Here is a 21206-nt window from a genome sequence, read left to right as displayed (position 1 = left end):
CCCGCCCATGGAACACGACCTCACACGCGGCAATGTCCTCAAGACCATCGCGGTCTTTGCCCTGCCCTACATGCTCTCGTACTTTTTGCAGATGCTCTACGGCATGGCCGACCTGTACATGATGGGGCAGTTTAGCGGCGCCGCCGGCATCACCGCCGTGGGCAATGGCGCGCAGACGCTCTATATCATTACCGTGACGCTCGTGGGCCTGGCCATGGGAACGACGGTCATCGTCGGCCACGCCGTGGGCTCGCGCCGCTTCGACCGCGCCGAGACCGCCATCGGCAACACCATCACACTCTTTATGGGTGTCTCGGTGGTGCTGGCCGCTGTCCTGCTCGCACTGTGCCCGCAAATCGTGGCACTCATTGGCACGCCGGCCGAGGCAGTCGAAGGTACCGCCGCCTACCTGCGTATCTGCTTTATGGGCATTCCCTTTATCGCCGCGTACAATATCCTCTCGGCCATCTTTCGCGGCCTGGGCGATTCGCGCTCGCCTATGTACGTGATCGGCGTGGCATGCATCATCAACATCGCGCTCGATTTTCTGTTTATCGGCCACATGGGGCTCGGCCCCGTGGGCGCGGCGCTCGGCACGGTGACCGCGCAGACGGCCAGCGTTGCCCTCGCGCTTGTGTGGCTCAAGAGCCGCCGCACGAACATCCACGTTAAGCGTAGCGACCTGCGCCCCCAGCCCGAGGTGCTCGGCAGTATTCTTAAGATCGGCGTGCCCGTGGCCGTGCAGGACGGCTGCATCCAGGTGGCGTTTATGTTTATCACCGTCATCGCCAACCATCGTGGCCTGGTCGACGCCGCTGCCGTGGGCCTGGTCGAGAAGATGATCAGCTTTTTGTTCATTGTGCCGAGTTCCATGGGCGCCACCGTCAGCGCGCTCACGGCGCAAAACGCCGGCGCGGGCAAGGGCGACCGCGCTCGTCAGGTACTCAAGGACGCCATGACCATCTCGGTGGTGTACGGCTGTCTGATTACGGTGCTGATGTGGCTAGTGGCGCCGGCGTTTATCGGCTTTTTTGCCAAGGACCCCGCGGTGGTCGCGGCCGGTACCGGCTATATGCACAGTTATATTTTCGATGCAATCTTTGCCGGCATCCACATTTGCTTTAGCGGCTTTTTCGCTGCATACGGCAAGAGCTACATCGGCTTTGCGCACAACGTGCTGGCCGTGGCGCTCATTCGCGTGCCGGGCGCGTGGCTGCTGTCGAACGCCTATTCCGACACGCTGTTTCCCATGGGTATCGCTTCGCCGTGCGGATCGATTTTGTCGGCCGTCATCTGTGTTGTCGCGTTTACCGTGCTCAACCGGCGCGGGGCTTTTGACAAGTTGGCAGCGTAGCGGGACGACGCGAAATCGCCCTTATCGACGACATCATCAGCGACGACCCGGCGACCCAAGTGACGCGGATCGCGGTGCCGGTTGCCCCAGCAAAGTAAGAACCGCCCGGAAGGCATCATACTTCCGGGCGGTTCTTACTAATCATCATCTAGCAACTCGAATCGATTTCTAGATATCACCAATGCGGCATAATCTTGGCTTTGGTGAAAAACATGGGCAATCACAACGTCCTCGTTATCGTAGTAATAAAGCATTACATAAGAATTAACGAGGCAAGCATGGTAACCAAGCACTGCAAGCTCGGGCAACTTCGATAAGCCGTAGTCAACTACACCACTTTGAAGAAGCTGGAGCTGACTACGGTATTTATCAGGAAAGTGCCGGGCGGTAAAAATACCATGCCCCAATAGATAATCAACGATATCGTCAACTTCTTGTTCAGCTGTAGGCAGAATCTTGACGTTATAGGCCATATTTTGCCTCAAGGTCATCGAGGGCCTCAAAGGCATCACGCGCCGTGCCGGCAGCACGCTCCCGCTCGGCCACAGCTATACGAGCCATCAGGCGAGCCTTAGCCTGTTCCTGAACCATGAGGTCGTAGTCCTCGGATCGAAGTACAACAAATTTGCTATAGCCGTTTTTTGTAACAGTCACTGGACCAGGAGTAGTTTCAACGAGCTCCGAGAATTTCGCGGTGTCCCGCATATCTTTAATTGGAACGCAAACGGGCATGTTCAACTCCAATCATAATTATGTACATAATTATGAAGTGTAGCTCAACTAACGAGCGTCGGCTACAGAAGATCTACCACACTGGAGACAGTCCTCGATATGGCGGTTTTACTCCTCCGGAATCGGAAACGCACGGATGAACTCTGCAGGCGAGAAGGTCTTGATGGTCGAGCGCACAAAAGCGGCGCGGTCACGCGTGATAATAAAGTCCACGCCGGCACGCTCGGCCATCGCACGGATACAGCCGTCCTCAAAGTCCGGCTCATCGGAATAGGCGGAGGTAAAACAAGCTTCTTGGTCGAGAGGCTCTACCGAGTAGCTCTTAAGGCAGTCACGCACTACCTCGCGGGCGCGTGCCTCGCCTGTCTGTTTGGTGAGAATGTAGTACGCGTCCTTGAGAGAGCAGGCCGAAACAACGCCCTCGATAAGCCCCACGTCGACGAGCCCCTTGATCGTTTGCGCCGCTGCGTGCTCCGGCCGGCCCGGAAGCACGCAATCGAGCAGAAAATTGGTATCGAGAAATGCCCTCATAGGTAGCGCTCCCTTGCGACGCGCTTTTCATCTTCAACCGTCATCGTATCGAGCGGCGTTCCCTTTGGCATGTTAGCCACGATATCGAGATACTCCTGGTAGTCCTCATCCTCCGCGAGCATCTCGCGAATCTCCTTCCAGGTGATCTTGGGATGCCACATCGTACCCACGTCGCGCTTGGGCTTGTCCGAGCCGCGCGTCGGCTTTGCGTCCCCACGCTCCTGGACGGCGTCATATTCCACCGCAACGGGGCTTTCATAGTCGAGCGGCACGATCTTGAACAACGGCTTGCTCCGCTTGAAGACCACAACCTCCTCGCCATCATTGGCAACCCTTTCGGCCACCTGCGTAAGGTTTTGGCGCAGTTCCGAAAACGCGACGGTAACCATAACTGCTCCTCTCAACATATATCTTTACTGCTAAGTATACACGTTAATGTTAATGTTAAAGTGTATAAAACTCATCACGATGGGGCAGCCCTGTTGTGGGACCTCACTGCGGGGCCCCTTTGCTTTGTATGAATCTTCTATCGCTCCGGAACGACACCGCTCCGCAGGGTCACCCTCAGCAACCTACATGACGCGGATCATGCTGCCCGCCACCACGCCCAAATAAAAACCTCCCGGAAAGTATCAACCTTTCCGGGAGGTTTTCTAATTTGATTATCGATGCACTAAGCCTGGGGTACCTCACCAGTCGCCAGGATCTGCTCGAGTGCATCCTCATCCAGCACGGGCACACCCAGCTGCTCGGCCTTGGTGAGCTTGGAGCCCGCTTTGGGGCCGGCGATCAGGTAGCTCGTCTTCTTTGAAACACTGCCCGAAACCTTGGCGCCGAGTACCTTGAGCGCCGCACCCGCCTCGTCGCGGGTGCGGTTGGCGAGCGTGCCGGTGAGCACGAAGGTCAGACCCGCGAGCGGTTGTGCATCGGCGAGCTCGCCCGCCACGCCCGCGTCGGCTGCGGCTTGTGCATGCGCGGCGCCCAAGTCGACCTCGAGCGACAGGCCCGCCTGGCGCAGGCGCTCCAGCACGGCAAGGTTTTCGGGCACGGCCAGGAACTGCTTGACGCTCGCCGCAATCTTGGGACCGATGCCCTCACACTCGGCAATGTCCTCTTCGCTCGCCAAGATGAGCTTGTCGATCGACAGGAATCGCTCGGCGATGACCTCGCCCACACTCTTGCCCACGTGGCGGATGCCCAGGGCAAACAGCACGCGACCGAGCGGCTGGCTCTTGGACTTGTTGAGCTCGGCGATAATTTTCTCGGCCGTCTTGAGGCCTACCGGAATGGGATCGCCCTTCTTGACGCCCTTTTTGCTGTTGGAGCTGGCGTACACGCGGCCCGTGTCCAGGCCGGCGATGTCGTCGACCGTGAGCTGGTAGAAGTCCGCGACATCGTGGATCAGGCCGGCGGCGATCATCTTGTCGACGATCTCGTCGCCCAGGCCATCGACGTCCATGCAGCCGCGGCTCACCCAGTGAAGCAGGCGCTCCTTGAGCTGCGCGGGGCAGTCGATGGAAACGCAACGGTAGGCGACCTCGCCGTCCTCGTGGACCACGGGGCTGCCGCACACGGGGCAGACCTCGGGCATGTGCCAGTCGGCCGAATCGACCGGGCGCTTGTCGAGCACCGGACCCACGACCTCGGGGATCACGTCACCCGCCTTGTGCACGATGATAGTGTCGCCCTCGCGCACGTTTTTTCGACGGATCTCGTCGATGTTGTGCAGCGTGGCGCGCGCGATGGTGGAGCCGGCGACCGTCACCGGGTCAAACTCGGCGACCGGCGTGAGCACACCGGTGCGGCCCACCTGGATGCGAATTTCGCGCAGGACGGTCTGCTTTTCCTCGGGCGGGAACTTAAAAGCAATGGCCCAGCGCGGTGCGCGGGCGGTAAAGCCCAGGTCGAGCTGCTGCTGGAAGCTGTCAACCTTTACGACCACGCCGTCGATGTCGTAGTCCAGGTCACCGCGATGCTCGAGGGCCTGGGCGCAGAACTCGTGGACCTCGGCCGGCGTGGCACAACGAGCCACGTTAGGGTTGACGCTAAAGCCGGCGCTACGCAGCCAATCGAGGAACTCGCGCTGGCTGTGGACGTGCAGCGGGTCGGTATCGGCGATGGCATAGATAAAGGTGGCCAGGTCGCGGCGCGCCGTGACCTTGGGATCCTTTTGGCGCAGGCTGCCGGCGGCGGCGTTGCGCGGGTTGGCGAAGGGGTCGCGCCCCTCGGCATCGGCCTCTTCATTCAGACGGACAAAGCTGCCCTTGGGCATATAGACCTCGCCGCGTACCTCAATGGTGCGCTCGCGGTCGGTACCCATGTGGGCGAGCGCCGGCTCGGACAGGTGCATGGGCACATCCTTGATGGTACGGACGTTGAGCGACACGTCCTCGCCCGTGGTGCCGTCACCGCGCGTGGCCGCACGTACGAAGCTGCCGTTTTGGTAGGTAAGCGCCACGCCAAGGCCGTCGATCTTAAGCTCGCAGGTATAGGTGACGCTGCCGGCACCGAGGGCATCCTCAGTGCGTTGGAGCCACGCGTCGAGTTCGTCCAGATCCATGGCATCGTCCATGGAATACATGCGTGCCATGTGCGTGACCGGCGTAAACTGCTCGCTCACGTAGCCGCCCACGCGCTGGGTATAGCTGTCGGGCGTCACCAGGTCGGGGTAGGTCGCCTCGATTTCCTGCAGCTCAACAAGCATTTTGTCAAAGGCGGCATCCGTGATCTCGGGCGCATCGAGCATGTAGTAGCGATAGGCGTGGTAATCGAGCTCGTGGCGCAGCTCGGCCGCGCGCGCTGCCGCCTGGGCACGGGCATCGGCCGGTGCAGCGGCATCCGCACTCGCGGGAGTTTCGGCATCGATGTCCACACCGTCACCAAACAGGCTCGATTGCTCCATAGCGGCACTCCTTCGCTCGATTTCAAACGGATACTAGAGTACCACCGGTCGCAACGGGGCCGAATAGCGGTCTCAAACCGCACCGAATCGGCAGCGGCCGGACCGGGGTGGACAGTTAGTTCAGATACGTATAAATCCTAGAGCTGAATCAGGCACGAACACCCCTGTTTCAACTAATTTGGGCTCCTCGAGACCATGTAAACGTCCCGCTCTCCCTTCCAAACACCCATTCGAGCCCCATCCCAATCAAAAATTGCTCAAAACGCATCCCAAGCTGCCCCAGATTTATACGTATCTGAACTAACTGTCCAGACCATTCCGGACCAGGCCTCTTGTCAGCCCCAAGCGATCCGTTTTCCTCCGTCCCCAACGGATCAATAAGAAAAGAGGGGCTGTCCCACACTTGGCGGGACAGCCCCTCTGGCTTCGGCATATGCGAAACGGCTCGCTAGTAGCCCTGGCCGTAGCCCTGGCCCTGACCCTGCTGGCCCAGCAGCTCCTCCAGGTACTGGCGCAGCTGCTCGTCGGTAATACCGCCGTTGCCGGTGTCGGTCGAGCTGTCGTCCTGCTGCTGGTTCTGCAACTCCTCGTCGGAGCCCAGCTCGACGGTGACCTTTTTCTCTTCCTTGCCGCGCATGAGTGTGATCTCGACCTTCTCGCCCACCTCGTGGCTGCGCAGCGCGATGATCAGGCCATCGGCGCTCGTAATCTCATCGTCGCCCAGCTTGGTGATGACGTCGCCCTCCTGAATGCCGGCCTTGGCGGCAGGACCATCCTCAACGACGCTCGCCACATACGCGCCGCTATCGGTGCTCAGCTTGTTGGTGCGGGCGTTAAGCGCATTGACGCTCGAAAGCGTAGCTCCCATGTACGGATGCACCGGCGTCTTGCCGTCGATGATCTGGTCGGCAATGTTCTTGGCGTAATTGACCGGAATGGCAAAGCCAACACCCGAGCTGGAGCCCGAGTAGCTCTCGATGAGCGAGTTGATGCCCACCAGCTCACCGTTGTCGTTGACGAGCGCGCCGCCGGAGTTGCCCGGGTTGATGGCGGCATCGGTCTGAATCATGTTGGCATAGATGGTGTTACCGCTGGTAGAGCTCATGGCCGTGGAACGATAGAGCGCCGACACGATACCCGTGGAGACAGACTGCTCGTTGCCGAACGGCGAGCCGATCGCCATAACCCACTCGCCAACGTTGAGCTTGGAGGAGTCGCCAATTTCGATCGGCGTAAGCTTGGAGGCGTCGGCGTCCTTGAGCTTGATGACGGCCAGGTCGCTCGAGGCGTCGTTGCCCACGAACTCGGCCTCGTAGGTGGTGCCGTCGTCCATGGTAACCACGTACTGGTCATAGCCATCGACCACGTGGTTGTTGGTGAGGATGTGGCCCTCGGTATCGAGCACAACGCCCGAACCGACGCTGCCCGAGCTGTCCGACTCGTCGGCAGACTGCGAAAGCGAGCCATTCTGGCTGCCGCTCGAAGTGGCAGTAATGGAAACCACGGAGGGCAATGCCTTGGCAGAAACGGCCTCGGCCAGCGTGGTGTCCTCGGAATCAATCGTAATCTTTTGCGTCGACGAACCCGAAGTACCCGCCGTCACGGCATTCTTGCCGCCACCGATATCGAGCGTACCGCTCATAATGAGCGCGATGACCAGCAGGGCGCCGCAGGCACAGCCGGCGAGTGCCGTAATAAAGATCGGCAGCTTTTTGGTCTTGGTCTTGACCACCGTGTGCTTGTTCACGACCTGCTGACCGACGAGCGGCTTGCCGGTCTGCGTGTCGTAGGCCTGCACGTAGGGAATGTTGCCGTCGGCAGGCGTCGACTCAACCTGTACGCGCGGTTGCTGCTGAGTCTCGCCGGCGTGGCCCGCATCCTGGGGATGCTGGGAATCGTACTCGCTCATAGCTGCGATCCTTTCGTCAAATAACCAAAGGCCCGCCAAACATGTGGCGGGCCATCATTGTTCACGTTGAGTTGTACCCCAATATGCGGGTGCACGTGTATGAGAACGCAATCTTTTAGGAAGGCTTAAGTTCTTCTGCAAACCCGAAAGGAACCCGCACATGCGGCAAAACCACCACAAAGGTGCCTGTCCCCTTTGTGGTGGAAATCTAGTCCTTAAACAGATAGCCCACACCGCGGACGGTGGTGATGTGTGCCGCGATCTGCGGGCCCACCTTGGAGCGGATGCGTCGAATGTGCACGTCGACGGTGCGCGTACCACCGCAGTACTCAAAGCCCCACACGCGGTGCAGCAGCACCTCGCGGCTGTAGGCACGGTTGGGATGCGTCGCCAAAAAGCTCAGCAGCGAGTACTCCATCAGCGTCAGGTCGATGGGCTCGTTATCGAGCGTCACCTGGTAGGTGGCCAAGTTGATCTCGAGGTTATCGATATTGAGCACATCGTCGGCGGTAACGGTCTCCTCCTCGCCCATCAGGCGCTGCGCGCGAGCCTTGAGCTCGTTGGGCGTCGCCGTGGGGCATACAAAGTCGGCATGCGCGTGATTGGGCAGGCGCAGGGTGCCGAGCGCCTCATCGTCGACGATCACCAACATGGGGACGCCGCCGCGATCGTCAAGCCACTTGGCAATCTGATCGATGCGGTCGCTGCGGATGCCATCGGAATCGAGAATCAGCAGGTCAAAGTCGTGCGCTGCAGTCGGCGAATCGGGGGTTGCCAGGCTCACCTCGACACCCAGGGTGGTCGTCAAGCTGCGGGCAAACTCGTGGAAGCGCGTCGTGCGCGCCATGAACAGGGCACTCTTTTCGGACATATCGGCCTCCAAGGAAATGAGCTCAATCGTACTGGAACAAGTCAGCGCGATTAGGAGTTCGCCAGGTAGTGCTTGATCTCCCACTCGGTGATCGTAGACTCAAACTTATGCCACTCGTCGCGCTTCTTTTTAAGGAAGAAGCTGTGGATGTGCTCGCCGAGGGCATCCTTCATAAACTGCGAGTCCTCAAACACGTCGAGCGCCTCTTTGAGCGAGCGCGGCAGCGGCGTGTAGCCGGCCTCGACCATCTGGCGGTCGGTAAGCTTGAGCGTCTCGGCCGTGGCCTCGGGCGGGAGCTCCAGCTTGCGCTCAATGCCGTCCAGACCAGCCGCCAGCGTGACGGCGTTGACCAGGTACGGGTTGGCCATGGGATCGGGACTGCGCAGCTCGATGCGCGTGGACAGCTGCTTGCCGGGCTTGTAGACCGGAATGCGGACCATGCTCGCGCGGTTGCGCAGGCCCCACGTGGCGTACTGCGGCACGGAGTCGCCGCCTGTGGTGATGCGCTTGTACGAGTTGACCGTTGGGTTGGTGATGGCGCTGATCTCGCGGGCATGCGCCAGAATGCCGGCCATATAGTGCTTGGCGACGTCGGAGAGGTGGTACTTCTCGTCGTCCTCGCCCCAAAAGACGTTGTTGCCGTCGTGGTCGAATAGCGACTGGCACAGGAACATAGCGCTGCCGTCCTCGCCCGCCAACGGCTTGGGCATAAAGGAGGCGTGGCACCCGCTCTCGTAAGCTTGCTGCTTAATGATGAGTTTGGCCGTGGTGATGGCGTCGGACATGCTCAGGGCCTCGGCGTGGCGCAGGCTCATGCCGTGCTGCGAGCGGCCGGCGGCGTGGAAGGTGTACTCCACGGGCACGGACATCTTCTCGAGCGTGAGGACCGTGTTGCGACGCAGGTCGCGGGCGGCATCGCTCACCGAAAGATCGAAGTAGCCCACGTTGTCGAGCGGCTCGGGGGTGTGCTCGTCGGGGAAGTAGTAATACTCCAGCTCGGCGCCCACGTTGAGCAGGTAGCCAGCCTTCTCGGCCTTGCGGAACATGCGGCGCAGGGCATCGCGCGGATCGCCGGCGAAGGGCTTGCGGTCGGGGGTGCACACATCGCAGAACACGCGGGCGACGCCGTTGTGGCTCGGGCGCCACGGCAGAATCTGGAAGGTCGAAGCATCGGGGAATGCGAGCATGTCGGCTTCCTCGGGCGTAGCAAAGCCCTCGATGGCCGAGCCGTCAAAGCCAATGCCCTCCTCAAAAGCGACCTCGAGGTCCTCGGGGCTAATGGCAAAGTTCTTGAGGCGGCCGAGAATGTCGACAAACCACAGACGCACAAAGCGGATGTCACGCTGCTCTACGGAGCGGAGTACGTAATCGATGTTCTGCTGGTTCATGTCGCTCCCCTTTCTTTCGGGCGGGTTTCGACTGGTCTATATCGCAGATACTATCGCAGAAAAATGTTTCCGCAGGGTTAAAGCGTATCAAGCGCTCAAAAAACGTGCGCGAACAGGCCGTTGCGAACGAGCGACTAGCGCGAGGTCGAAGCTCGGTGTTCGATGTGGCCGGGGATCTCGATGCGTTTGGGCGCCAGCTTTGCGGCCTCGCCCACGGTGGTGGTAACGACGTCGATGCGCTCGGAAAGGCGCTCGACTACGCGCTCGGCAATGGTGAGGGTGTCCTGCGCGGCCGTGGTGACGCCGCCAAAGAGCACATGGTTCCAGGGGTAGTCGTCAAACGTCGCGATCTTGAGCCCCGCCGGCAGCGAGGGACCAAGCTGCGCCAGCGCCTCGGTCAGACGCAGGAAAACCAGGCCGTTGACGGCGATAAGGCCGAGCCTTTTGCCCGCGTAGTCGCGGATGGTCTTGTCCAAACGGCCAACGCCCGTGGCGCCACCGTCGGCCAGGGTGACGACCTCGCCCGCAAGGCCGCGGCGCGAAAGCTCGTCAGCAAAGGCCTCGGCGCGCTCGCGACGCACGGGGCTATCGTCGCTTGCCTCGGTGAGCAGGCATAGGCGCTCGCTGCCCGCAGCGGCCAGGGCGTCTACCAACCCGGCGACCAGCTCACGGTTGTTAGATGTCACCAGATCTACACCGCCGTCGGCAACATCGCGGTCGAGCAGCACAACGGGCAGACGTCCCGCTGCCGCGGCGATCGCCCCGTCATTACCTCCGCAGGTGTTGACGACCAGGCCGTCCACGCCGGCATCGATAAGTCTGGTGAGCGACTCTGCTTCCTTTGCGGGGTCGTTGCCGCTAATGGCCGTCATGAGCGAGCAGCCGCGCGCGGCGGCGCTGGCGGAAAGTCCTTCGAGCATGGCGCTCGAGAACGGGTTGGCGATGTCGGCCAGGATCACACCGATGAGGTTGGTGCGCGAGCTGCGCAGATTGCGCGCGGCGGCACGCGGGCGATAGCCAGTGCGCTCGATAACCGCCGCGATGCGAGCACGGGTTTCCTCGGTCATTTGTCCGGGGCGGTTGTTGAGATAGCGCGAGACCGTGGCCGGACTCACGCCCGCCTCGGCGGCAATGTCCTTGATTCTCATCTGCGCCATAGCGCACCCCGTTTCCCAATGTCGGCAGTCTGAGCCATTTTAGGCATTTTTTAAAAATCTCGGTTGCAAAACGCTGTAGGTGAGTATACTACAACTCGAAACGAAACCGATTTCGTAAACCGATTTCGGCGAGCGTTGGCACGCAGGTGCAAAGACGCACCCTACCGTCTTGGCACCTGCGTGCCAACGCCATATCAAAGGTGTACGCACGAGTAAAAGGAGCTGCGCGACCATGGGTAAAACGGTTCTTACCTTCGGCGAGATCATGATGAGACTCTCACCCAAAGACCACCTGCGTATTGAGCAGGCAACCGAGTTTGACGTCCGCTACGGCGGCGCCGAGGCCAACACTGCGCTTTCCCTGGCCTACCAGGGCGACAAGGCCGCTTACGTCTCCGTTGTCCCGGCCAACCGTCTGGGCGAGTGCGCCCTGCGTTCGCTGAAGGCCTACGGCGTCGACACCACGCGCGTCGTGCGTCAGGGCGACCGTCTTGGCTCCTACGTCTTTGAGGTCGGTGCCTCGCAGCGCGGCAACGGCTGCGTCTACGACCGCAAGTACTCTGCCATCAACATGGCCAAGCGCGATATTTTTGACTGGGACGAGATCCTCAAGGGCATCGATGTCTTCTACTTCTCCGGCGTGACGCCCGCCGTCTCCGATGAGATGGCCGCTGCCTGCAAGGATGCGCTCGCCGCCTGCCGCGCCAAGGGCATCACCACCGTGTGCGACGTGAACTATCGCGGCAAGATGTGGTCGCCCGAGAAGTCGCAGGCCACCATGAAGGAACTCCTGCCGCTCGTCGACATCTGCATCGCCAACGACGAGGATGCGCCCGCCGGCCTCGGCATGACCTGCGTCTCTGGTTCCCTTGCCCATGGCATCGAGGAGCGCGACACCTATGTCGAGATGGCCCGTCAGATCTGCGCCGAATACGGCTGCGAAAAGGTTGCCTCGGTCGTTCGCAACATCTCCTGCGTCGAGCGCTCCATCTGGATGGGCATGCTCTTTGACGCCGAGAGCGGCGAGCACTGGTTCTCCCCTGCTCACGACGTACACGTGCTCGAGGGTGTTGCCGCCGGCGACGCTTTCAACGCCGGCCTCGTCCATGCCCTCATCAACGACTTTGACCCGCAGGACGCCGTCAACTACGCGATTGCAGCCTCGATCCTCAAACTCACCATCAAGGGCGATTCCAACTTGGTGACCGCAGGCGAGATTGCAGCCGTGGCATCCGCCGCCGACGGTGGCACCCGCGTCGCGCGCTAGTCCGTCTCCATTCCGCGGGCCGCAGCCTTCCAATCCCATACCCCCGCGGCCCGCTCCCCGATTCCTCCGGCCGGGCAAAACCACCAGTCCCATTCCGGTTTTGCCTGGCATTCCCTACATGACTGGTCGAGCAGCCGGTTTTGGAATTGCTTGAACCCCAAGCAGTGCCTCCGATAACCAATCCAAAATCGGCTCCTGACCAGCACATTTGGCAATCACGCGCCCATGCGCGCCACACATCGAAAGGAACATCATGTTCGATCAGTTCTACACCACGCTTGAGTCCCTGGGCATCGTGCCGGTCGTTGTGCTCGACAAGGTCGAGGACGCCGCTCCGCTCGCCCACGCCCTTATGGCAGCTGGCATGAAGTCCGCCGAGGTCACCTTCCGCACCGCCTGCGCCGCCGAGTGCATCGCCGCTATGGCCGAGGCCGAGCCCGAAATGTGCGTTGGCGCCGGCACTGTCCTGACCGTCGAGCAGGTTGAGCAGGCCCGCGCCGCCGGTGCCAAGTTCATCGTCTCCCCGGGTTACAACGAGGACGTCGTGAAGCACTGCATCGACATCGACCTGCCCGTCCTTCCCGGCACCGTGACCCCCTCCGAGGTCACCGCAGCCGAGAACCTGGGCCTCAAGGTCACCAAGTTCTTCCCCGCGTCCCAGTATGGCGGCCTGAACACCATCAAGGCCCTCGCCGCTCCGTTTGTCGGTCACCGCTTTATGCCTACCGGCGGCGTGAGCACCGCCAACGTCGAGGAGTACCTGAGCTCCTCCGCCATCATCGCCTGCGGTGGCACCTGGATGGTCAAGCCGGCCCTGTTTGCCGACGGCGACTTCTCCAAGGTCGAGCAGATCGCCCACGAGGCCATGGACGTCGTCAAGAAGGTCCGCGGCTAGGTTTAGCTCTCTATCGTGAAAGGGGGCGTGCCCTAAACCTCGCCCCCTTTCTTTTAAAGCGGCTCGGAAGCGCGCCGTTTCCGTCACGAACAAGAACCAAAACCGTCTTGTATGCTGATAGAACGTGACGGAAGCGACACGCCCCCGAGCCGCTTTGCCTACTCGGCTGGCAACCGCGCCCAGTTGAGCCACATCGACAAAAACCGAGCCATCAAAACAGCTGCGGCGCCGTCTGGAGGAATGGACCCTTGCTTCCGGTCTTTTCCTCCAAGCGGCGCCGCAGCTTTGTGCCCCGGTTACGCCCCAACGCAGTTGCGGTGAAATAGGGACTGTTTGCGCCACCCAGGCCGCAAAACAGTCCCTATTTCACCGCAACTTATATGGGGATTGATTAGATGGCCGAGTCTTTGGACAGCTCAAAATAGTCGGGATGCAAGGCGATAACCGGGCCCTGCTCCTCGGGCATCAGGTGCAAGTGCGTCTCTGCCAGATAGCTCGCCGCATCGGTATCGCCCCTCTTAATGGCCTCGAGAATCCGGCGATGCTGCCGACGAATCGGCTCCCAATCCAGGTCCTGCGACACCATACGCAACCAGTTGTATCGCTCAAAATGTGTGTTGACGCTCTTCATCCAATCCCACAACATGTGACGGCCGGCAATCTCAAAACACGTCTCATGGAACAGGTTGTCCAGATCGAAAAAGCGACGCGTTTCGCTATGGTCGAGCGACTCGGACTCGGCAAGAATCTGCTCGAGCCGCTGCTTTTGCTCGGACGTAGCAGCCGAACAGCATTTAATAAGCACGCTTCTCTCGAGCTTCTCGCGCAAGAAACAGGCGTTCTCGGCGCGCTCCATGCTGATTTTTGAGACATAGGTGCCGCTTTTGGGACGCGTTTCCACCAGCTCCTGCTCACGCAGGCGCACAAAGGATTCGCGAATGGGCGTGCGCCCGATTCCCGTCTCCTTTTCCAGACCAATCGCCGAAAGGCGCGTGCCGGGCTTGAGCTCGGCATAGATGATCTTGGAGCGCAATGCGTTGTACGCCTGGTCTTGCAGGCTCTGATAATGCTGGTGTTGTTCCATAAAGCCCTCGGATAAGTCCTCGGTTAGTCGAATACCACCATGCAATACTATCGCATCGACACGCCCCAGCTCCCAATCAGTCTTTTTGGGACGAGGCTCTTTTAGCTACCCTGGCCCGCAGATCGGCCCCCTTACCACAAAAGTGGCCCATCTACTACGTTAACATGGATAGCCTCGGCCATACCGAAAACCGTGAAAACAAAACCGCAGGTAGACAGCTTGTCGATTTTCGAAAAAGCCGGCTATGGTTGACCTCTGCGGCTTAAACGTAGTAGATAGGCCCTTTTCGTGGCGCAGCACTACTGCACCCCAAATTGGCACCCCGAGCCCTCGTGAGTTGCCAACAAGCTGTTCGCCCAGCGCTTTATCCGCGCGGCATTCGGAAAATAGCACCACCGTAAGAACCCGCGAACAGCGCTATACGTTGCTATATCTCACTATACTTTGCTATATCTTGCTATACTTTGCTATATCTTGCTATATCTTGAGCAAAGGCGGCTCACATGCAAACAAACCCTTTTAAGCCCACAGCAGGTAAAACACCTCCCACGATTATCGGCCGCGAAGATGTACTCGAAGAATTCAGTGAAGGCCTCACCAACGGGCCTGGTGCCCCGGGGCGCCTAATGCGCATAGCCGGCGTCCGTGGAACGGGCAAGACGGTCCTCCTTGACGAGTGCTCACGTTTGGCGCAAAGCCGTGGCTGGACGGTCATAAAAGAGGTCGCAACCGAGGGACTTTGCCAGCGCATTCTCGAACAGCTGCAGCCCAAATTCCAGGCAAAACACGCCAGATTTGAGCCCACCGTAGCTGGCATATCCATCGGCAGCATAGATATTGAGCGAATCGGCCCATCGCTACGCGACGCCATGAGACAGACAATATCCAAGAATGGAAATGGCCTGCTCATCACTCTCGACGAGGTTCAAGACGCAGAGCTCGATGAGGTCCGAACGCTCTCCATTGCGATTCAGCAGGTTATCGGCGAAGACCTTGATATCGCCTTTGTTTTTGCTGGGCTGCCTTCGATGATTGAAAGCATCATCAACGGAAAGACACTTACGTTTTTGCGCCGTGCCCTCCCCTTTGACCTGAAGGCTGTGGCAGTAACCGAAGTGTCGTACTCCCTCGAGGAAACCATTGAAGCGTCTGGCATGGAGTTGCAGCCAGGTATTGCCGGCCAACTTGCCGAGGCAACGCAAGGTTATCCTTTCATGATCCAACTCGTTGGATACTACGCATGGCAGTTGGCGAGACGCGCACATACAGCGATTATTGGAGAAGAAGAAGCCGAGCGCGGCATTGCAACGGCACGCGAACGCTTCTGTGCCATGGTGATTGAGCCCGCGCTACAGTGCATTCCGCCCACGTGCATCGCTTATCTGCTGAGCATGGCATCTTTGGGGCAGACGAGCTCGACCAGCATGGTTGCCGATGCCCTAAACAAAACGCCTCAACAGGTGAGTTCCGTCCGCAGCCGCCTGTTAAGAGAATCGATTATCGAGGCTCCCTCGTACGGCAAGGTCTCATTTGCCATCCCCTACATGCGCGACTACCTCTACGAGCACAAAGCCGAACTGGAAGTTGAACTGTAGAAACGGCAACTGCCCTGCAAGACGAAAACCGTTTTCGTACGGATTTAAAGCAGACGTAAACGATTTTCGTCTTGATTTGCGTACGGAATTAAGACATAAATTGCGCTTTCGTACGCTTATTACCAAACGCAAATTGTTTTCGTCCGGCCATGCGTCCCCAATCTAGACGAAAAGAGCCCCGAGCTCAAAAATCGGGGCTCGATGTAAGTTCTAGGGTGTCAGAAGTTACATCAGCCGCTTACGACCGCTCTGTCTATCTCTCCGAGCGGGACGGGCGCCGATGCCCTGATCTCTGCCATGTCGAGGTGCGAGATCAAATCCTTGGCGCGCTCGCCGGAGTGGTATGCCTTGTTCGGCGCCACCTTCCTGTAGAGCTTCTTGAGCTTCGTCTTCCCCTTGTTGCCCGGCGGCATCTCCGTCTCAGGTGGCAGCCCTAGGAAGGACAGGACGCCGGGCAGGTCGCACAGCATCACGTCCTCGATGTCGGCCTTGGCCGCCAGGTCGACGACTCTCTGCGCTGTCGGCGAGATGTTCGGGGTGCTGCTACCGCCCGCTGGTTCGGAAGCTGGCGGGCAGTAGCGGCAGTAGCGGCAGTAGCGGTGTGGCTCGATAGGCCCGAATATCCGTAAGGAAGGTGCTCGCTCTCATATGTGCTGATATGCCTCGCCTCGCGAACCTTGGGATGCTTCCTGAGGTAATCCCTCAATTCGAGCCACTCTTTATGCTCATAACGCTTCGAAATCGTTTCCCCGTCGACAGTTTCCTTCACATAATGGTATGTTCGAACGCCTTCGAACTTGTCGAACCCGTTCTCGACGCTGAAGTTTCTGGACCAGCGCGAAAACCCATTCAGGTCCATGAAGTTGACTTGGGGATGCCTGTCTTTCGTTCGTTCGAATGAGTGGACGAGCGGAGTGCCTTTGACTTGTTCCAGGCCGAAGGCTTCCATTTCGCGGGCCTGCTCCTTTTTCCAGAATTCGAGATACGACGTCAGCGTCTCGCTTATCGAGATCCTCCGCACGCTTTTCTTGCTTTTGGGCGAGCGAACGCTTCGATCGGCCGCGAACTGCTGCTCAATGAGGATGCTTCTGTTCTCGACGGAGACATCGGACCACGTCATCCCGAGGGCTTCTGCCCTTCTCATGTCGGTGTCGAGCATGAGCATCACGCATGTGATGTGCGCGTCCGGTTCTCGATTGAGTAGGATGTCGAGTAGGCGAGCGGCGTGATGGTTCCTTCGCGGTTGTCGTGGAACTTTTTTGCGTACGAGCCGACGGTGTCCCTCGATTTTTGGACGTAGGTGCCGCTGTTGAGTTCTGCCTTGTAGGCTTCGAGCGCGGCGTCGACCTCTCGGCTTTTGGTGGTATGTATGGTCTGCCACGGCGAATAGCGGTATTTGCCCGTGATCGGATCCTTGCCGAGGCTGTGACGGTAGCGCCACGTGTATTTGTCGCGGCGTTGCTTCGTTCCTTTGCCTATGACGAGAGGTCGGTCGTTCATCGTGTTCCTTGCCTGAAGTGCCTGAGAATCGCGCTCGGTTGCGCGGAATGGCGCAAAGGGCTGGGGCGGGTGGGCATTACCCTTGGTGGTGGGCCCTGCGTGGGGTCACACCCCAAGGGTAATGCTCCGCCTGACCGCTTTCAAGCTCGTTGTGGGTCGAATTTGGGTCGAATTATTCCGCGTACTTTTCTTTCGTAAATCTATGAAAACATCAAATGACCTGGAGTTATATTGACTTCAATTTAGGTCGAAATGTCTGAATGAAACAACGTCGTAGCGACCTCATAACCCGAAGGTCGGTGGTTCAAATCCGCCCCCCCCGCGACCATGAAACTTCAGGTCGGAAGCATAAAAGCTCCCGACCTTTTTCTTTGTCTAGGGGTTTCGGCATCTCTCGTTCTTTGGGTACCTCGAGGCGGGCAATCAGATAGATGCTTACGAGTATCATAGGGTCTTTTTACGTCGCGGTCGTGTCTCGTACTGGTGCGCCGCTCTTTGTGGGACGTGTCACTTTGCCATAGGTTGTCCGGCGGCGGGGCGCAGGTCGTTCCCCGTGGCGTCGCTCCTTTCGACGCTACGCTGCCTGGCTACTCGTTCCACTGGTGCTTTTTCATGTCGACGCAGCCGTTGTCTCGGAAGGCGACTCCTTCCTCCGTCAGTAGTGCTCGCTGGTCGGGGAAGTTTGGCGCGAGGCGTCCCGCGTGGTTGACGACGCGGTGGCAGGGATAATCGCCGTAGCGATCCGCCTCGCTCAGCACCGCTCCGACCAGGCGAGAGTTTTTCTCCCTGCCGATGAGGCGCGCTATCTGACCGTACGAGGCGACGCATCCCGCCGGAATCTCTGCCACGACGGAGAGAATCTCATAAACCAAATCTTCGTCCAGGACTTTTCCCATCGTATCGCTCCCGTGTTCGCTTTTGCCTTCGGGGGCGCGGCGCCGATCACCCGTGCTGCGATTTTCGCAGCTCCCCTTACCGAAGCATCGAGGGAAAGCGTGTGCGTATCAAGGTTGTCTGGTCCAGTTGCTGGCTCGATGCCTCGAGATGTTCGCCTCAAGTGCGACCTGCCCCTATTGGAAAAGGATGCCGAAGATGTATTTGGTGATGGCGGAGCGGCGGATGACCCCCACGAGTTTGCCCTCGTCATCAACCACAGGAAGCTTCTTGAACTTCTTCTTCGCCAGCAGCGCGGCGACGCGGGCGATGCTCTGCTCGGGACGGGCACACACTACCTGGCGCGTCGCGAAATCCATGACGCAGCGATCCTTCAGGTCTTCGATGCGCTGCTCAAGGCTCTGATCGTCGAAGTACAGCATGGACGCGTCGCCGCCCGTGAAGATGGTGTGAGCGCGATGCTGCGCGATGGCTCCCATGACATCGCCGTCGGAGATGAACCCGACCACCTGGTTGCGCTCATCGATTACGGGCATGCTGCTCACCTCGTTTTCGGCGAGCATGCGCACCACGTCGGAAATCGTGCAATCCTGCGTGCAGGTGAACGGCTCTTCAATCATGATGCTCGAAACGGGCGTCCCCTCGAGCTCGAGCGGGATGCGCTCGGACAGAATCTCGGACATCGCTTATGCCTCCTTCGTTTTCGGTGCGGTTTTCTTGGTGCGCACGCTGAATATGGCGCAGATAAGGGAAACGAGGCCGATTGCCGCGCACACCTTGTAAGCGACGCCCGCGCCCACGGCGGTGGCTACTTGAATGCTCGCATCGACGCCGGCCGACGCGGTGACGCTTGTCATGACCGTGATGATGAGCGCCGTGCACAAACCGCCGGCGACCTGGCGGCCGGTGTTCGCGATGGCGTTGCCGTGGGCGATCATGTCATTTTTCAAGGCATTGACACCCCATGTGTTCACCGGCATGTTCGCGAGCGACTGGCCGGCGGACTGCAGCATGCAGAACAGCGCAACCACCAAGATGGGCGTGTTTACCGTCGAAAGCGAGAGCAGGAACAGGGCGCCGGTCATGAGGGCCAGGCCGACGATCGAGATGGCACGCGGACCGAACTTGTCGAACACCACGCCGGAGATAGGGCTGATGATGATGCCCACCGCCGCGGCGGGAAGCATGGCCATGCCGGTTTCGAAGGCCGAAGCGCCAAGCGAGGTTTGCAGCAGCAACGGCAACAGCGTGTTGGTGACCAGGCATGCGGCGTTGATGAGCGTGACGATGATGGCGGCCACGCGGAACTCGCGCGTCTTGAGCGTGCCCAGTTGAAGCAGCGGGTCCTCGATTTTGCCCTGGCGTACGACGAACAGCACCAAGCACACGACACCCGCGACGATCGAGCCGAGCACCACGGGGTTGCCCCAACCCATCGACGAGGCGCTCGAGAACCCGTAGAGAAGTCCGCCGAAGGCGATGGTGGAGAGGACGACCGAGGGCAGGTCGAGCTTGGGGTTCTTCAGCTCGCCCACGTTTTTCAGCATGAACACGCCCAGCACCAGCACGAGAATTGCGAGGGGGACGATGGCGCCGATCATGGTGCGCCAGCCGTACGTGTCGATCACCGCACCGCCTACGACGGGGCCGACCGCGGGACCCGCCGACATGACGATGCCCGCCATGCCCATAGCCGTTCCTCGTTTCTCGACGGGGAACACCAGCATGGGAACCACCGAGACAAGCGGCATGAGCACGCCTGAGCCCGCCGCTTGCAACACGCGACCGATGATGAGGAACAGGAAATCAGGGGCTGCGGCGCACAGCAGCGTGCCCAGCGCGAACACCAGCGTCGCCCCGAAGAATAGCGCGCGGGTGCTGAACTTGTCGATAAGGAACGCCGAAACGGGGACCATGATGCCGCTCACCAGCGGGTATATGGACATGATCCACTGGGCAGTCGAGGCATCGATGGCGAAATCGGACATGATGACCGGCAGCGCAGGCGACATCACCGTTTGGTTCAGTAGCGCCAAGAAGGCACCCAGGACGACGACCGCGACGATGCGGATCTGGGTACCGGTAATGCGCCCATTGGCGGGCGCGACCGTACAATTATCAGACATAAGCTTCCTTCGTATCTATTCGATTCTTCGCCGAAGGCGCGTCGGCCCACGGGCGAAATAACATGCACGTGCTATGCGTGCATCAGATACGACAGGAAGAAAGCGGCTGCTCAGAGCGCACTTGGGGAACAACAGGAGAGGCCCCGTATACCAGGGGCCGCCGAATTGCGATGTATGCTTTGGTCAAATCCTTCATAGCGGGGAGGTATTTTAGCAGCCGACTTCGCCCCTTTCAAGGGATGTAACCCAGACGTTGATTTTCTTCACCGAGGCGCCATCGTTGACGGGTGGCGTGCTTCTCTATCGCCACACCGCGGGGCGAGGGAACGCCGCGGCGAGCTTGTACATCGGCTATGTGTGCAGCTGTGAGCGTGTCGCCGGCGCGCACTGGGCGCCAGTCCGATCCGGCCGACTCTTGCCGACGGTCGGTCGCCGTCCTCCTCCATCTCCGCCTGCTCTGTTTTTGCTCGGCTCCCTTGTCGCATCATGGACGGACGAGAATTGAGCGAAGGCGGTACGTATGAACATCCAGATATTCGGCACGAAGAAAAGCTTCGATACTAAGAAGGCGCAGCGCTATTTCAAGGAACGTCGTGTGAAGTTCCAGTTCATCGACTTGAAGGAAAAGGGGATGAGCAAAGGCGAGCTCGAAAGCGTGGCGCGCGCCGTCGGCGGGATCGACGCTGTGATCGATCCAAAGGCGAAAGATGCCGACACGGTTGCGCTCGTACAGTATCTTGCTGCCGACCAGAAATTCGAAAAGGTGCTCGATAACCAGCAGATTCTTCGTGAGCCCATCGTTCGCAACGGCCGCCAGGCAACCGTTGGCTACGAGCCTGACGTGTGGAAGGGCTGGGAATAAAGCGGCTGGGAATAAAGCGAAGCGCCCACGCCCGTGGTTTTATCCACGGACGCGGGCGCTTGCGTAAGACGTCTCTTGTCGTTTGAGTGGAGCGCCCCGGCGGCGCTGAACAACGCGCCCCGGTGACGTGGCTCGGGGC

General features: G+C 59.7%; 21 protein-coding genes. 5 read left to right on the top strand and 16 right to left on the bottom strand.

Translation table 11 applies throughout. From position 1 onward, the window contains the following. Positions 1 to 7: 7 nt before the first annotated feature. Positions 8 to 1354, top strand: coding sequence for an MATE family efflux transporter (locus HMPREF9463_RS02270; RefSeq protein WP_035136882.1), 1347 nt, complete (start codon positions 8 to 10; stop codon positions 1352 to 1354). A 137-nt stretch (positions 1355 to 1491) separates the two neighbouring features. Here the strand turns inward: HMPREF9463_RS02270 and HMPREF9463_RS02265 are convergent, their stop codons facing one another. From HMPREF9463_RS02265 to HMPREF9463_RS10360, 9 genes are all read right to left on the bottom strand, one after another. Beyond that, a complete protein-coding gene (locus HMPREF9463_RS02265) occupies positions 1492 to 1827 on the bottom strand; it encodes a type II toxin-antitoxin system RelE/ParE family toxin (protein WP_035136880.1) in 336 nt (111 codons plus the stop codon). Then, positions 1817 to 2059 carry a type II toxin-antitoxin system prevent-host-death family antitoxin gene (locus HMPREF9463_RS11480; protein WP_255360336.1) on the bottom strand — a complete coding sequence of 81 codons (243 nt, stop codon included), beginning with the start codon at positions 2057 to 2059 and terminating at the stop codon, positions 1817 to 1819. The genes HMPREF9463_RS02265 and HMPREF9463_RS11480 overlap by 11 nt, the downstream gene beginning before the upstream one ends. Before the next feature lie 135 nt (positions 2060 to 2194). Then, entirely contained in the window at positions 2195 to 2617 is a 423-nt protein-coding gene (locus HMPREF9463_RS02255; protein WP_035136878.1) for a PIN domain-containing protein, read from the bottom strand. After that, positions 2614 to 3006: a type II toxin-antitoxin system Phd/YefM family antitoxin gene (locus tag HMPREF9463_RS02250; protein WP_035136876.1), complete on the bottom strand. Its 393-nt coding sequence runs from the start codon at positions 3004 to 3006 to the stop codon at positions 2614 to 2616. The genes HMPREF9463_RS02255 and HMPREF9463_RS02250 overlap by 4 nt, the downstream gene beginning before the upstream one ends. Before the next feature lie 284 nt (positions 3007 to 3290). Continuing rightward, on the bottom strand, positions 3291 to 5519 hold the full coding sequence (ligA, locus tag HMPREF9463_RS02245) for an NAD-dependent DNA ligase LigA (protein ID WP_035136875.1): 2229 nt from the start codon (positions 5517 to 5519) through the stop codon (positions 3291 to 3293). Between the two features lie 448 nt (positions 5520 to 5967). Further along, positions 5968 to 7428 (bottom strand): S1C family serine protease, encoded by a 1461-nt coding sequence (locus tag HMPREF9463_RS02240; RefSeq protein WP_035136874.1) that lies wholly within the window; start codon positions 7426 to 7428, stop codon positions 5968 to 5970. Between the two features lie 208 nt (positions 7429 to 7636). Further along, the gene (locus tag HMPREF9463_RS02235) at positions 7637 to 8299 is read right to left on the bottom strand and encodes a response regulator transcription factor (RefSeq protein ID WP_006234733.1); all 663 of its coding nucleotides are present in this window, start codon (positions 8297 to 8299) and stop codon (positions 7637 to 7639) included. A 50-nt stretch (positions 8300 to 8349) separates the two neighbouring features. Beyond that, positions 8350 to 9687 (bottom strand): glutamine synthetase family protein, encoded by a 1338-nt coding sequence (locus tag HMPREF9463_RS02230; protein ID WP_035136873.1) that lies wholly within the window; start codon positions 9685 to 9687, stop codon positions 8350 to 8352. 134 nt (positions 9688 to 9821) lie between these two features. Beyond that, positions 9822 to 10844: a LacI family DNA-binding transcriptional regulator gene (locus HMPREF9463_RS10360; RefSeq protein WP_052044014.1), complete on the bottom strand. Its 1023-nt coding sequence runs from the start codon at positions 10842 to 10844 to the stop codon at positions 9822 to 9824. Between the two features lie 232 nt (positions 10845 to 11076). Here HMPREF9463_RS10360 and HMPREF9463_RS02220 point away from each other — a divergent pair, with 232 nt between their 5' ends. Together HMPREF9463_RS02220 and eda are read left to right on the top strand one after the other, a co-directional pair. Then, on the top strand, positions 11077 to 12111 hold the full coding sequence (locus HMPREF9463_RS02220; protein ID WP_035136871.1) for a sugar kinase: 1035 nt from the start codon (positions 11077 to 11079) through the stop codon (positions 12109 to 12111). Positions 12112 to 12364: 253 nt separating this feature from the next. After that, positions 12365 to 13006 (top strand): bifunctional 4-hydroxy-2-oxoglutarate aldolase/2-dehydro-3-deoxy-phosphogluconate aldolase, encoded by a 642-nt coding sequence (eda, locus tag HMPREF9463_RS02215; RefSeq protein WP_035136869.1) that lies wholly within the window; start codon positions 12365 to 12367, stop codon positions 13004 to 13006. A gap of 391 nt (positions 13007 to 13397) precedes the next feature. Here the strand turns inward: eda and HMPREF9463_RS02210 are convergent, their stop codons facing one another. Beyond that, positions 13398 to 14090, bottom strand: a complete 693-nt coding sequence (locus HMPREF9463_RS02210) for a GntR family transcriptional regulator (protein ID WP_035136868.1) — start codon at positions 14088 to 14090, stop codon at positions 13398 to 13400. Positions 14091 to 14593: 503 nt separating this feature from the next. Here HMPREF9463_RS02210 and HMPREF9463_RS02205 point away from each other — a divergent pair. After that, complete coding sequence (locus tag HMPREF9463_RS02205; RefSeq protein ID WP_052044013.1) at positions 14594 to 15685, top strand: ATP-binding protein; 1092 nt, start codon at positions 14594 to 14596, stop codon at positions 15683 to 15685. A 230-nt stretch (positions 15686 to 15915) separates the two neighbouring features. Here HMPREF9463_RS02205 and HMPREF9463_RS02200 read toward each other — a convergent pair whose 3' ends face one another. The 6 genes from HMPREF9463_RS02200 to HMPREF9463_RS02175 all read right to left on the bottom strand — a co-directional run bounded on the left by HMPREF9463_RS02200 (position 15916) and on the right by HMPREF9463_RS02175 (position 20205). Then, positions 15916 to 16155 (bottom strand): hypothetical protein, encoded by a 240-nt coding sequence (locus HMPREF9463_RS02200; protein WP_052044012.1) that lies wholly within the window; start codon positions 16153 to 16155, stop codon positions 15916 to 15918. Beyond that, positions 16155 to 16844: a site-specific integrase gene (locus HMPREF9463_RS10640; RefSeq protein WP_232219727.1), complete on the bottom strand. Its 690-nt coding sequence runs from the start codon at positions 16842 to 16844 to the stop codon at positions 16155 to 16157. The genes HMPREF9463_RS02200 and HMPREF9463_RS10640 overlap by 1 nt, the downstream gene beginning before the upstream one ends. A gap of 5 nt (positions 16845 to 16849) precedes the next feature. Then, complete coding sequence (locus tag HMPREF9463_RS11275) at positions 16850 to 17185, bottom strand: hypothetical protein (protein WP_035136866.1); 336 nt, start codon at positions 17183 to 17185, stop codon at positions 16850 to 16852. A gap of 587 nt (positions 17186 to 17772) precedes the next feature. Further along, positions 17773 to 18081: an MGMT family protein gene (locus HMPREF9463_RS02185; protein WP_006234744.1), complete on the bottom strand. Its 309-nt coding sequence runs from the start codon at positions 18079 to 18081 to the stop codon at positions 17773 to 17775. A 174-nt stretch (positions 18082 to 18255) separates the two neighbouring features. Then, positions 18256 to 18762 carry a CBS domain-containing protein gene (locus tag HMPREF9463_RS02180; RefSeq protein WP_006234745.1) on the bottom strand — a complete coding sequence of 169 codons (507 nt, stop codon included), beginning with the start codon at positions 18760 to 18762 and terminating at the stop codon, positions 18256 to 18258. Positions 18763 to 18765: 3 nt separating this feature from the next. After that, on the bottom strand, positions 18766 to 20205 hold the full coding sequence (locus HMPREF9463_RS02175) for an MDR family MFS transporter (RefSeq protein WP_035136865.1): 1440 nt from the start codon (positions 20203 to 20205) through the stop codon (positions 18766 to 18768). A gap of 520 nt (positions 20206 to 20725) precedes the next feature. Between HMPREF9463_RS02175 and HMPREF9463_RS02170 the strand changes: the two genes are divergently transcribed. After that, entirely contained in the window at positions 20726 to 21067 is a 342-nt protein-coding gene (locus HMPREF9463_RS02170; RefSeq protein WP_006234747.1) for an arsenate reductase family protein, read from the top strand. Positions 21068 to 21206 lie beyond the last annotated feature (139 nt).

The organism is Collinsella sp. 4_8_47FAA (assembly GCF_000763055.1).
GTDB lineage: Bacteria > Actinomycetota > Coriobacteriia > Coriobacteriales > Coriobacteriaceae > Collinsella.
Note: the sequence above shows the minus strand (reverse complement) of the source record. Positions and strands in the feature narration are given on the sequence as shown.